The sequence below is a fragment of the Serratia sp. FGI94 genome, assembly GCF_000330865.1.
Taxonomy (GTDB): domain Bacteria; phylum Pseudomonadota; class Gammaproteobacteria; order Enterobacterales; family Enterobacteriaceae; genus Serratia_B; species Serratia_B rubidaea.
In genome coordinates, this window is the sequence record NC_020064.1 from 4,244,183 (window position 1) to 4,256,194 (window position 12,012).

At 56.0% G+C, this 12,012-nt stretch carries 11 protein-coding genes and 1 tRNA gene; 6 read left to right on the plus strand and 6 right to left on the minus strand.

Features of this window, described 5'->3' with window-relative positions; translation table 11 throughout:
* Positions 1-57: 57 nt before the first annotated feature.
* Positions 58-1,290, plus strand: coding sequence for a multifunctional CCA addition/repair protein (locus D781_RS19345; protein WP_015674029.1), 1,233 nt, complete (start codon positions 58-60; stop codon positions 1,288-1,290).
* 284 nt (positions 1,291-1,574) lie between these two features.
* On the opposite strand, the gene bacA is transcribed toward D781_RS19345, so the two are convergent.
* Together bacA and folB are read right to left on the minus strand one after the other, a co-directional pair.
* Positions 1,575-2,399: an undecaprenyl-diphosphate phosphatase gene (gene bacA, locus D781_RS19350; RefSeq protein ID WP_015674030.1), complete on the minus strand. Its 825-nt coding sequence runs from the start codon at positions 2,397-2,399 to the stop codon at positions 1,575-1,577.
* Between the two features lie 129 nt (positions 2,400-2,528).
* Entirely contained in the window at positions 2,529-2,888 is a 360-nt protein-coding gene (folB, locus tag D781_RS19355; RefSeq protein ID WP_015674031.1) for a bifunctional dihydroneopterin aldolase/7,8-dihydroneopterin epimerase, read from the minus strand.
* 107 nt (positions 2,889-2,995) lie between these two features.
* On the opposite strand from folB, the gene plsY reads away from it, so the two are divergent.
* Positions 2,996-3,631 (plus strand): glycerol-3-phosphate 1-O-acyltransferase PlsY, encoded by a 636-nt coding sequence (gene plsY / locus D781_RS19360; protein ID WP_015674032.1) that lies wholly within the window; start codon positions 2,996-2,998, stop codon positions 3,629-3,631.
* Positions 3,632-3,696: 65 nt separating this feature from the next.
* Here plsY and tsaD read toward each other — a convergent pair whose 3' ends face one another.
* Positions 3,697-4,710 carry a tRNA (adenosine(37)-N6)-threonylcarbamoyltransferase complex transferase subunit TsaD gene (gene tsaD, locus D781_RS19365; RefSeq protein ID WP_015674033.1) on the minus strand — a complete coding sequence of 338 codons (1,014 nt, stop codon included), beginning with the start codon at positions 4,708-4,710 and terminating at the stop codon, positions 3,697-3,699.
* Between the two features lie 336 nt (positions 4,711-5,046).
* On the opposite strand from tsaD, the gene rpsU reads away from it, so the two are divergent.
* The 3 genes from rpsU (at position 5,047) to rpoD (ending at position 9,146) form a co-directional block, all read left to right on the plus strand.
* Positions 5,047-5,262, plus strand: coding sequence for a 30S ribosomal protein S21 (gene rpsU, locus D781_RS23080; RefSeq protein WP_001144069.1), 216 nt, complete (start codon positions 5,047-5,049; stop codon positions 5,260-5,262).
* Between the two features lie 136 nt (positions 5,263-5,398).
* Entirely contained in the window at positions 5,399-7,150 is a 1,752-nt protein-coding gene (gene dnaG, locus D781_RS19370; protein ID WP_015961927.1) for a DNA primase, read from the plus strand.
* Between the two features lie 157 nt (positions 7,151-7,307).
* Entirely contained in the window at positions 7,308-9,146 is a 1,839-nt protein-coding gene (rpoD, locus tag D781_RS19375; protein WP_041411910.1) for an RNA polymerase sigma factor RpoD, read from the plus strand.
* A gap of 37 nt (positions 9,147-9,183) precedes the next feature.
* Here rpoD and mug read toward each other — a convergent pair whose 3' ends face one another.
* On the minus strand, positions 9,184-9,681 hold the full coding sequence (mug, locus tag D781_RS19380; protein ID WP_015961929.1) for a G/U mismatch-specific DNA glycosylase: 498 nt from the start codon (positions 9,679-9,681) through the stop codon (positions 9,184-9,186).
* Positions 9,682-9,827: 146 nt separating this feature from the next.
* Here mug and D781_RS19385 point away from each other — a divergent pair.
* Positions 9,828-9,903 (plus strand) — tRNA-Ile (locus D781_RS19385).
* 99 nt (positions 9,904-10,002) lie between these two features.
* On the opposite strand, the gene alr is transcribed toward D781_RS19385, so the two are convergent.
* Positions 10,003-11,229, minus strand: a complete 1,227-nt coding sequence (gene alr, locus D781_RS19390; RefSeq protein WP_199557173.1) for an alanine racemase — start codon at positions 11,227-11,229, stop codon at positions 10,003-10,005.
* A gap of 426 nt (positions 11,230-11,655) precedes the next feature.
* The gene (locus D781_RS19395) at positions 11,656-12,009 is read right to left on the minus strand and encodes a hypothetical protein (RefSeq protein WP_015961931.1); all 354 of its coding nucleotides are present in this window, start codon (positions 12,007-12,009) and stop codon (positions 11,656-11,658) included.
* Between the last annotated feature and the right edge of the window lie 3 nt (positions 12,010-12,012).

Here is a 12,012-nt window from a genome sequence, read left to right on the forward strand (position 1 = left end):
GCGCGCGATCAATTCATGTAATCTGATAGTGAATGTATTAACCGCAGGAGTACGACAGTGAAAATTTACCTGGTTGGCGGCGCGGTGCGCGACAGCCTGCTGGAACTGCCGGTGGTCGACCGCGACTGGGTGGTGGTCGGCGCGACGCCGGAACAGTTGCTGGCGCAGGGCTACCAGCAGGTCGGTAAAGATTTTCCGGTCTTTCTCAACCCGCAAACCCATGAGGAATACGCGCTGGCGCGCACCGAGCGCAAATCCGGCCACGGCTATACCGGTTTTACCTGCTATGCCGCCCCCGATGTGACGCTGGAAGAGGATTTGCTGCGGCGCGATCTGACCATCAACGCCATTGCGCAAACCACCGAGGGCGAACTGGTCGACCCTTATCACGGCGTGCAGGATCTCAACGCCCGCGTGCTGCGCCACGTTTCGGCGGCGTTTGGCGAAGACCCGCTGCGCGTACTGCGCGTTGCGCGCTTTGCCGCCCGCTTTGCCCACCTGGGCTTCACCATTGCGCCGGAAACCGCGGCGCTGATGCGCCAGATGGCCGACAGCGGCGAACTGGCGGCGCTGACCGCCGAACGCGTCTGGAAAGAGACGGAAAAAGCGCTGCAGAGCCGCAGCCCGCAGGTGTACTTCCAGGTGCTGCGCGACTGCCATGCGCTGGGCGTACTGTTCCCGGAGATCGACGCGCTGTTCGGCGTACCCGCGCCGGAGAAATGGCATCCGGAGATCGACACCGGCATCCATACCCTGATGACGCTGGCGATCGCCGCACGGCTCAGTCCGGAGACGGACGTGCGCTTTGCCGCGTTGTGTCACGATCTGGGCAAGGGGCTGACGCCCAAAGAATACTGGCCGCATCACCACGGCCACGGGCCGGCAGGCGTGCGCCTGGTCGAAGCCATGTGCCAGCGTCTGAGGGTGCCGAACCCGCTGCGCGATCTGGCCAAACTGGTGGCCGAATATCACGATCTGATTCATACGGTAAACAAACTGCGACCGGAAACGCTGCTTAAGCTGTTCGACGCCATTGACGTCTGGCGCAAGCCGCAGCGGCTGGAGCAAATCATTCTGACCAGCGAGGCCGACGCGCGCGGCCGCACCGGCTTTGAGGAACAGCCGTATCCGCAGGGCGACTATCTGCGCGAGGCTTACCGGATAGCCAGCGACGTATCGGTGAAAGAGGTGGTGGCCAGCGGCCTGCAGGGCCCGGCGATTCGTGAGGAAGTGCAGCGCCGACGCCGACAGGCGCTAGCAACCTGGAAAGCGGCGCAGCCCCAGCCGTAGCCCCCATAAAAAAACCCCGCGATGCGGGGTTTCAGGCTGCTGACAAAGCCTGTTATTAGGGAGAGCGTGGCGATGGGGTCGTAGCGGCGTAAGCCGCCGGACAAATTTGCCGGGAGCAAATTTGAACAGCCGCCAGGCTGGCCCGTAGGGTGGGACGCAGGGATGCGTCCCATAGTGCCCCTCGTTACGCTAGGCCCGAGTATCTCGGACTCTCAGACCACTTTGTCATTAACCTCAAACCCCGCTATGCAGGTTTTTTTATTATTCTATCACCAACCTGCGGCTTACATGAATACCACGTATACCGCAGCCGCAACGATAAAGCGGTAAATGGCGAACGGCACAAACGAGATGCGCTTAATCAGCGTCAGGAAGGTCTTAATCGCCACCAGTGCCACCAAGAAAGCCGTAACAAAACCGACGGCAAACATCGGCAGGTCCGCCAACGTCAGGAAGTGCAGGCTCTTGTACAGGTCCAGCCCGCTGGCGCCAATCATCATCGGCACCGCGAGGATAAAGGAGAACTCGGAAGCCGCATAGCGGCTGACGCCAACCAGCATGCCGCCGGAGATGGTCGCCCCGGAGCGCGAGAAGCCCGGCCACAGCGCCAGACACTGGAAACAGCCGATCATAAACGCCTGACGGTGGGTGATATCATCCAGCCCAACCGCACGCGGCTTTTTCGGCTTCAGCCATTCCGCCGTCAGCAGCAGTACGCCGCCGATCACCAACGCATACATCACGTTTTTCGGCTCGAACAGTGATTTAATCACATCATGGAACAGCAGCCCCAGCACCACTGCCGGCGCCATCGCCAGCAGAATGTGGGTCAGCTTCAGATGGCCCGGCGTATGCCCCTCGTGCGCCACCGGCTTGCCGCCGAAATGGATGCCGATCAGGCCGAACAGACGTCGCCAGAACATCACCACCACCGCCAGGATCGACCCTAACTGGATGATAACTTCAAAGGTTTTCGCCTTGTCGCCGGTAAAGCCCAGCCACTCGCCCACGATAATCATGTGCCCGGTTGAAGACACCGGCAGAAACTCCGTTAATCCCTCAACGACCCCAAGAACAAATGCCACAAACAGTGAATGCATGTCCGCCATGTGCGCGCTTACCCCACAATTCTTCCGCTATAAACATAAAAAAGCGGCAGTGCTTAAGACATTGCCGCTAAAACAATTCTGCGTTTCAGACCACGTTAATGGCCTTTCGTTGCATCAGCATGACAGTTATCACGCCGGACGCCGGCCTCGTTCGATCACGACGCCAACCCGGCTGGCCTGCGCCACCGCGCCCGGCTTGCTGACCTTAATACGGACCCATGGGGATTTAAAGCGCTGGAGCAATATTTCGGATATTTCCTCAGCAACACGCTCTACCAGCGCAAAGCGCCCGGATTCAACGTGTTGAATCACCGCTTCGCTGATATCGGCATAGCTCAAACAGTCGTTGACGTCATCGCTGGCGGCCGCCTTGCGGTTATCCCAGCCCATTTCGATATCGAACACCAGTTTCTGGCGAATCGTTTGTTCCCAATCATAAACGCCAATGGTGGCGATTACGGTAAGTTCCTCAATAAATACGATATCCATCACGTCATTCTCTGTTTTTGGCCTTGCCGGATACCACTTCCAGCGGAATATGCGTATTATCCATAGATGTTGAGATTAAAACGACCATTATTAAACGGAACCGCGTTATGAGTGCTACCGCGCTTGGCATGATTATCTTCGCGTATCTGTGTGGCTCCATCTCCAGCGCGATCCTGGTTTGCCGGATCGCCAGGCTGCCAGATCCGCGCGAACATGGCTCAGGAAACCCCGGGGCGACCAACGTCCTGCGCATCGGCGGCCGCGTTGCAGCGGCAGCGGTGCTGGTATTCGACATTTTGAAAGGGATGCTGCCGGTGTGGCTGGCGTATAAGCTCAACGTACCGCCACTCTATCTGGGGCTGACGGCGATCGCCGCCTGCCTGGGTCATATCTATCCGGTATTCTTCCATTTCCGCGGCGGCAAGGGCGTCGCCACCGCCTTCGGTGCCATTGCGCCCATCGGCTGGGACCTGACCGGGCTGATGACCGGCACCTGGCTGCTGACCGTGCTGCTCAGCGGCTACTCCTCGCTGGGAGCCATCGTCAGCGCGCTGATTGCTCCCTTTTACGTCTGGTGGTTCAAACCGCAGTTCACCTTCCCGGTGGCGATGCTCTCCTGCCTGATCCTGATGCGTCACCACGATAATATCCAGCGCCTGTGGCGCGGGCAGGAAGGGAAAATCTGGAAAAAGTTCCGCAAGAACAAGGGCGATGCCGCGGACGCCGACAAGCCGGAAGAGTAATCACAATAAACAGGGGCCGGATGATCCGGCCCCTGTTTTGCAATATCTGTCAGCAACGCCGCGGTTTATACCGCCGGCAGTTCCGCCAACGGCCAGCGCGGCCGCACCGATACGCTCAGTTCCGGGTTGGCGCCGTTTTTCAGCCGCACCATGCCGGCATAGGCAATCATCGCACCGTTGTCGGTGCAGAACTCCGGACGGGCGTAGAACACTTCACCGCCGCGCTTTTGCATCATCTCGGCCAGTTTCGCCCGCAGGGTGCGGTTGGCGCTGACGCCGCCGGCCATCACCAGGCGTTTAAAGCCGGTCTGCTCCAGCGCGCGTTTGCATTTTATCGCCAGCGTATCCACCACCGCGTCCTCAAACGCACGGGCGATATCGGCGCGGGTCTGCGCATCGTCGCCGTTGCCGCGAATGGTATTGGCGGCAAAGGTTTTCAGGCCGGAGAAGCTGAAGTCCAGCCCCGGGCGGTCGGTCATCGGCCGCGGAAAGGTAAAGCGCCCCGCCTGGCCCTGCTGCGCCATTTTCGACAGCATCGGCCCGCCGGGATAGTCCAGCCCCAACAGTTTGGCGGTTTTATCGAAGGCTTCCCCCGCCGCGTCGTCAATCGACTCGCCCAGCAGAGTGTATTCGCCGATGCCGGTCACGCTAATAAGCTGGGTATGCCCGCCGGACACCAGCAGCGCCACAAACGGGAACGCCGGCGGATTGTCTTCCAGCATCGGCGCCAGCAGGTGGCCTTCCATATGGTGCACCGGCACCGCAGGCACGTTCCAGGCGAACGCCAGCGCACGCCCGATGGTGGCGCCGACCAGCAGCGCGCCCACCAGGCCGGGGCCGGCGGTATAGGCGACGCCGTCAATATCCGCCGCGCTCAGATTCGCTTCCTTTAACGCCGCCTGAATCAGCGGCACGGTTTTGCGCACGTGATCGCGTGACGCCAGCTCCGGCACCACGCCGCCGTAGTCGGCATGCAGCTTCACCTGGCTGTACAATTGATTGGCTAATAAACCGGCCCGATCGTCATACACTGCGATTCCGGTTTCATCGCAGGACGTTTCTATACCCAGTACTCGCATTACCTTTCCCATCATTCACGTGCGGCCGCCAGTTTAGCACAATCGCCGCGATTTTCTGCCAGCCGCACGCGCTTTAGCCACGCCCCGCCGCTATGTCGCTGATTCTCTCGAAAAATGTGCCGGCAATTAAAAACGGGCAATTTTTTCTGATTAGTCTATAATCAGCGGCCGACGCAAAATTGCGCAGCTTGATTCGGATAGCACCCGCCGGCGGACGGCTTTCTCTTTGACTTGATGCTTTACAAAGCAGCATCCGTTGGAGTAAAATTCCGCACCATTTTGAAAAGGCTGGCGCTTGGCCAGCAGCAAACCGAATTCTATTGAGGTGAGAGGCACATGCCGGTAATTAAAGTACGTGAAAACGAGCCATTTGACGTTGCTCTGCGTCGTTTCAAGCGTTCATGCGAAAAAGCAGGCGTTTTAGCTGAAGTTCGTCGTCGTGAGTTTTATGAAAAACCAACTACCGAACGTAAGCGCGCTAAAGCTTCCGCTGTGAAACGTCACGCGAAGAAACTGGCTCGCGAAAACGCACGCCGCACTCGTCTGTATTAATCCTTCGGGGGTAACCCCGCCGCGTGATTTTTTTCTTTCTCAAGAACACGCAGACCGAGTAGTTGCATACGAAGGCCGTGCTTTCCGAAAGGAATGCGCGGCTTGTTCTCGTTTATAGGCAGTCGAACCGAGGCTTATGGCTGGACGAATCCCGCGTGTATTTATCAATGACTTGCTGGCGCGCACCGACATCGTCGATCTGATCGACGCCCGGGTGAAGCTGAAGAAGCAGGGCAAGAACTACCACGCGTGCTGCCCGTTCCACCACGAGAAAACGCCCTCGTTCACCGTGAACGGTGAAAAACAGTTTTACCACTGTTTCGGCTGTGGCGCGCACGGCAACGCCGTCGATTTCCTGATGAATTACGACAGACTCGAGTTTGTCGAAACCATCGAGGAACTGGCGACCATGCACGGGCTGGAAGTGCCTTACGAGGCCGGCACCGGGCCAAGCCAGATCGAACGCCATCAGCGGCAGAGTCTTTACCAACTGATGGAACAGCTCAGCACGTTCTATCAGCAGTCACTGCAGCAACCGAACGGCAAGCAGGCGCGTGATTACCTGCAGCAGCGCGGATTAAGTGACGAGGTTATCCGCCATTTCGCCATCGGTTTCGCCCCCGCCGGCTGGGATAACGCATTAAAACGCTTTGGTCGCGAGCGCGACGGCCGCACCGCATTGAACGATGCCGGCATGTTGGTGACTAACGATCAAGGGCGTTCTTACGACCGTTTCCGCGAACGCGTCATGTTCCCGATCCGCGACAAGCGCGGGCGGGTGATCGCCTTCGGCGGTCGCGTACTGGGCGACGGCATGCCGAAGTACCTGAACTCGCCGGAAACCGAAGTATTCCATAAAGGTCGTCAGCTGTACGGCCTGTATGAAGCACAGCAGAGCCACCCCAAGCAGCTGCAGCGCCTGCTGGTGGTGGAAGGCTATATGGACGTGGTGGCGCTGGCGCAGTTCGGCATCGATTATGCCGTCGCCTCGCTCGGCACCTCGACCACGGCGGAACACATTCAGCTGATGTTCCGCGCCACCGACAACGTGGTCTGCTGCTATGACGGCGACCGGGCCGGCCGAGAAGCGGCCTGGCGCGCGCTGGAAACCGCACTGCCCTACCTGAACGACGGACGGCAGCTGCGCTTTATGTTTTTACCCGACGGTGAAGATCCGGACACGCTGGTGCGCCAGGAAGGTAAAGAGGCTTTCGAACAGCGGATGGAGCAGGCGCAGCCGCTTTCCACTTTCCTGTTCGAAACCCTGCTGCCGCAGGTTGACCTGAGCAGCCCGGACGGACGCACCAAGCTGAGCGCGCTGGCGCTGCCGCTGATTAGCCAGGTGCCCGGCGAAACGCTGCGCCTGTATCTGCGCCAGCAGCTCGGCAACAAGCTGGGGCTGCTGGACGACAGCCAGCTCGACAGATTAATGCCCAAACAGGCTGAAAACGCCAATACTTATCAGGCGCCCCAGCTAAAACGCACAACCATGCGTATACTGATAGGATTATTGGTGCAAAATCCGCAGCTCGCCGCGCTGGTGCCGTCGCTGGACGGGCTGGAGCAGACCAAACAGGCGGGGCTGCCGCTGTTTGTCGAACTGGTGCAAACCTGTTTGTCGCAGCCGGGATTGACCACCGGACAGCTTCTGGAGCTGTATCGCGACAACAAATTCAGCCAGCAGCTTGAAACGCTGGCCACATGGAACCATATGATCGTTGAGGATATGGTTGAACAACATTTTATTGACACGCTAACGAATCTTTATGACTCAGTGCTGGAACAGCGGCAGGAAGAGCTGATAGCCCGTGACAGAACGCACGGCCTGAACGCCGCTGAGCGCCAGGAGCTGTGGTCATTGCAGCTGGCGTTAGCGAAGAAAGACTGAATACCAAACGGCTTAAGTGCCGCTAAAAGCGAGGGCAAAGCCCTGCAAGATGCTGCCATAGTGGGCCGCGGCAATAACAAAAACGCCCCAAATGCTATTGTTGGCGGTTTCGCCGACCGACACCAACCCAAATACTCTGAAGTGTGGATACCGTCTTATGGAGCAAAACCCGCAGTCACAGCTTAAGCTACTTGTCACCCGTGGTAAGGAGCAAGGCTATCTGACCTATGCTGAGGTCAATGACCATCTGCCGGAAGATATCGTCGACTCCGATCAGATCGAAGACATCATCCAGATGATTAACGACATGGGCATCCAGGTGATGGAAGAAGCGCCGGACGCCGATGACCTGTTGCTTGCTGAAAACTCAAACAACACCGATGAGGATGCTGAAGAAGCGGCTGCTCAGGTGCTCTCCAGCGTTGAGTCCGAGATTGGCCGCACCACTGACCCGGTACGCATGTACATGCGTGAAATGGGTACCGTTGAACTGCTGACGCGCGAAGGCGAAATCGACATCGCCAAACGCATCGAAGACGGTATTAACCAGGTGCAGTGCTCGGTTGCCGAATACCCGGAAGCCATCACCTATCTGCTTGAACAGTACGATCGCGTTGAAGCGGGCGAATCTCGCCTGTCCGATCTGATCACCGGCTTCGTCGATCCGAACGCGGAAGAGGACCTTGCGCCGACCGCCACCCATATCGGCTCCGAGCTGTCGACCGAAGAGCAGGACGATGACGACGATGAGGACGATGAAGACGACGATTCCGAAGACGATAACAGCATCGATCCGGAAGTTGCCCGTCAGAAGTTCACCGAACTGCGCGAGCAGTACGAAGCGACGCGTCAGGTGATCAAGGCCAACGGCCGCAGCCATGCCAAGTCCGCAGAAGAAATTCTGAAGCTGTCTGAGGTTTTCAAACAGTTCCGCCTGGTACCGAAGCAGTTCGACTTCCTGGTCAACAGCATGCGCACCATGATGGACCGCGTACGCACCCAGGAACGCATCATCATGAAGATGTGCGTTGAGCAGTGCAAAATGCCGAAGAAAAACTTCGTCACGCTGTTCGCCGGCAACGAAACCAGCGATTCCTGGTTTGAAGCCGCGTTGGCAATGGCCAAGCCATGGTCGGAAAAACTGAAAGACGTCGCCGAAGACGTGCAGCGCAGCCTGCAGAAACTGCGCCAGATCGAAGAAGAAACCGGTCTGACCATCGAGCAGGTCAAGGATATCAACCGCCGCATGTCCATCGGCGAAGCCAAGGCGCGCCGCGCCAAGAAAGAGATGGTTGAGGCCAACCTGCGTCTGGTTATTTCTATCGCCAAGAAATACACCAACCGCGGTCTGCAGTTCCTCGATCTGATCCAGGAAGGCAACATCGGCCTAATGAAAGCGGTAGACAAGTTCGAATATCGTCGCGGCTATAAGTTCTCGACCTACGCCACCTGGTGGATCCGTCAGGCGATCACCCGTTCCATCGCCGATCAGGCGCGCACCATCCGTATTCCGGTGCATATGATTGAGACCATCAACAAGCTCAACCGTATTTCGCGCCAGATGCTGCAAGAAATGGGCCGCGAGCCGACGCCGGAAGAGCTGGCTGAACGTATGCTGATGCCGGAAGACAAGATCCGCAAAGTGCTGAAGATCGCCAAAGAGCCGATCTCGATGGAAACGCCGATCGGTGATGATGAAGATTCACATCTGGGCGATTTCATCGAGGATACCACCCTCGAGCTGCCGCTGGATTCCGCCACCTCGGAAAGCCTGCGCTCCGCAACGCACGACGTGCTGGCCGGCCTGACCGCGCGTGAGGCGAAAGTACTGCGTATGCGTTTCGGTATCGATATGAACACCGACCACACGCTGGAAGAAGTGGGTAAACAGTTCGACGTTACCCGCGAGCGTATCCGTCAGATCGAAGCGAAGGCGCTGCGTAAGCTGCGTCATCCGAGCCGCTCTGAAGTGCTGCGCAGCTTCCTGGACGACTAATCGGTCCATGAAAAAAACCCCGGCATGCCGGGGTTTTTTATTGTCCGTTTTCCAGCGCCGACGCCAGTTGGCGGTAGCTGTCCGTCAGCGACTCCAGCGTCGCGCGGTTAAGCCCGCTGGGATTGGGCAGCACCCACACCTCGGTATCGCCAATCGTCAGCGCCTGCCGCCCCCAGCTCACCTTACGGATGCCGAAGGCATCGCTGAACGCCTGTTTACCGAGGATCGCCAGCGCGCGCGGCTGACAGCGCAGAATTTTATCGCTTAATGCCTCGCCGCCGCGGCGCAGTTCCTCACGCGCCAGCTCGCTGGCCGCCACCGTCGGGCGCGCGACCAGCGCCGTAATGCCGCAGCCGTACTCCTGCAGCTGCTGCCACTCCTCCGGCGCCAGCTGACGGGCGGTAAATCCCGCCAGATGAATCACCTTCCAGAAACGGTTGCTGGCATTGGCAAACGGATAGCCACGATGGGCAGAAGAAAGGCCGGGATTGATGCCGCAAAACACCACCCGCAGATGGGGCGCCAAAAGTTCCATAATGTCGACAGTCCTTAGCAAGTCATAGCGTTGGTTATCGCAAAATCCGTCAGTAATTACAACAGGCTACAGCTGTGTATAAAAGCACCACACAACATTCTGCCTGTAGACCTGCGCTATCCCCTACCGTATAATCCTTGCCGCATGGCCCCTTAGCTCAGTGGTTAGAGCAGGCGACTCATAATCGCTTGGTCGTTGGTTCAAACCCAACAGGGGCCACCAAATTTTAGTTTTAAAATCATATAATTAAGCCACTCCTACGAGTGGCTTTTTTGTTGTTCTGTATTCCAGTGGCAATAAAATGACGCAGGCCACCGTCGATTAATCTACCAGCACCCGCTGATTGGTGGCTCCCCAGAGAATTGACATTTCGGTGAACAGCGCGCCGCTGATATCTTCGACCTCAGTAGCGGTAATTTCCGTTCCCGCTTGCTTGCCGAATAGCACAACCTCATCCCCGGAGACCACGCCTTTCACATCCGTTACGTCCACCATAATGGTATTCATTGAGGTTTTACCTAACACCGGCACCTTCTGCCCATGAATCAGGACATGGCCGGCATTACTGAATACCCGGCGGTAACCATCGGCGTAGCCGACAGGAATGTTAGCCAATACCGAATCGCGCTTGAGTGTATAAGTACGGTCATAACCCACCGTATTCCCCTTTGGATAATGGTTAACCGCAGCCACCGAGGACTTAAACGTCATCACGCGTTTATAATCATTACTGGCAATGGTGTCGCCATAAAACACGCCGCCAACGCGCACCATATCAAGCCAGGACTCCGGCACGGTAAGGGTAGCGAAGGTATTGGCGACATGAAGCATCACCTCATCGCGTTTTAGACCGGTAATAGCGAGAACTTGTTGGGACTGCACCTTGAAACGGGCAAGATCTTGGCGCACCGCCGCCGCATCCTCTTGCGGATAATGCGACATAATGCCGATAATCTTCAGGTGCGGTAATTGAGCAATCGTTTTTGCTTCATCCAGGCCGGCCTGAGCACTGACCTCCAGCCCGTTACGTGACATGCCGCCAGAATTAAGTGCCAGGTGGATACGCAACGTTTTACCTTGCTGGGCGGCCAAAGCATCCAGGCGTTTCGCCATATCCAGATTGCCTACCAACTCTTCCGTATCATACTCAATAGCCTGGCGCATTTCCTGCTCGTTAGCACTGCGCATCCGCATTAAACGGCCCTTAAAGCCGAGTTCACGCACGGTTTTCAACTCCCGATTGCTGGAAACGCCAATGCAGGAGACATTGTTTTCAATCATGACAGGCGTGACCAGCGAGAGATCGTGACCATAGGCATCACCTTTTAAAATAGCGCACAGCGTTGTTTTATCCCCAAGCAGCGTCTGAATCTTATGGATATTGTATTCCAGCGCACTTTTAGATATTTCTAACCGAGAGTTATCAACAACCACCTGTCGTTGATAGGGTACGGTCGAGAGTACGCTGGAAGGGGGGCTCGTTGATTGATTACAGGCAGTAATCACCAGCAGAGGTATTAACGCCAGATGATATAAACGCATAAAAATCCCTAATGAAATTAAATGTGCGGCGGTAAACATATATCCGCCGAGGATAAAAACTCAGCTCACAGACAATCGGCACTTACTCGCTATTTTTCCAGCCGGCATCATAACGTCCCGGAAAAATCTCCGGTCGTCGATGCACTGCCACACTGGCGGTATAGAATACCAGTTATTTTCGTGCATTATCCTTATACAGTTCTAATTTATGAATTGAGTTTTTTCTTAAAATACCCCTTCTAATGGGATGATTTATCTTGGCATGCGGCATGTGTCTACGTGAATCGACCTGACCGGGAAACCGTTGGCGATTAGCGTGATACCCGACAAGATGATGATTCAGGTACGACAGAATATATGTTGGCGTAGAAAATAATAAATATAGCCTGAAAGACCCAGGAGAGATCTTTCAGGCAACTTATCTAATGTTAATTACTCTTCTTCAAGGCATTCATCACTGATAAGCGATAGTATATCCATCTGTTTAAACGAGCTTTTCAAAAATTTATACCTGCTCAGTTTGTCAGCATTTTTCCCATTGATAAAAGATACTTTTACTAATGTGTTAAAGTGCTTATTTTCCTCATCCAACCATTCTTCGGATGCTAGGATATAATTATCCGTGATAGTTAATTTATCTGCATAAAGACCAGAATAAGAGAGGTATACGCCAAAATAGGAGCTATCATGTTCAGAGCAAGTTATATCCCATTTATTATCCAGTAATTCGCTTATTTCTTCTTTAGATTTATCACTACCGTATTTTAGGAAGTATAATTTTTTCATTTA

Coding starts and splice junctions, on each gene's coding strand:
- bacA (WP_015674030.1), bottom strand. CDS start 2,399: ATGGCGGACATGCATTCACTGTTTGTGGCATTTGTTCTTGGGGTCGTT.
- folB (WP_015674031.1), bottom strand. CDS start 2,888: ATGGATATCGTATTTATTGAGGAACTTACCGTAATCGCCACCATTGGC.
- plsY (WP_015674032.1), top strand. CDS start 2,996: ATGAGTGCTACCGCGCTTGGCATGATTATCTTCGCGTATCTGTGTGGC.
- tsaD (WP_015674033.1), bottom strand. CDS start 4,710: ATGCGAGTACTGGGTATAGAAACGTCCTGCGATGAAACCGGAATCGCA.
- rpsU (WP_001144069.1), top strand. CDS start 5,047: ATGCCGGTAATTAAAGTACGTGAAAACGAGCCATTTGACGTTGCTCTG.
- dnaG (WP_015961927.1), top strand. CDS start 5,399: ATGGCTGGACGAATCCCGCGTGTATTTATCAATGACTTGCTGGCGCGC.
- rpoD (WP_041411910.1), top strand. CDS start 7,308: ATGGAGCAAAACCCGCAGTCACAGCTTAAGCTACTTGTCACCCGTGGT.
- mug (WP_015961929.1), bottom strand. CDS start 9,681: ATGGAACTTTTGGCGCCCCATCTGCGGGTGGTGTTTTGCGGCATCAAT.
- D781_RS19395 (WP_015961931.1), bottom strand. CDS start 12,009: ATGAAAAAATTATACTTCCTAAAATACGGTAGTGATAAATCTAAAGAA.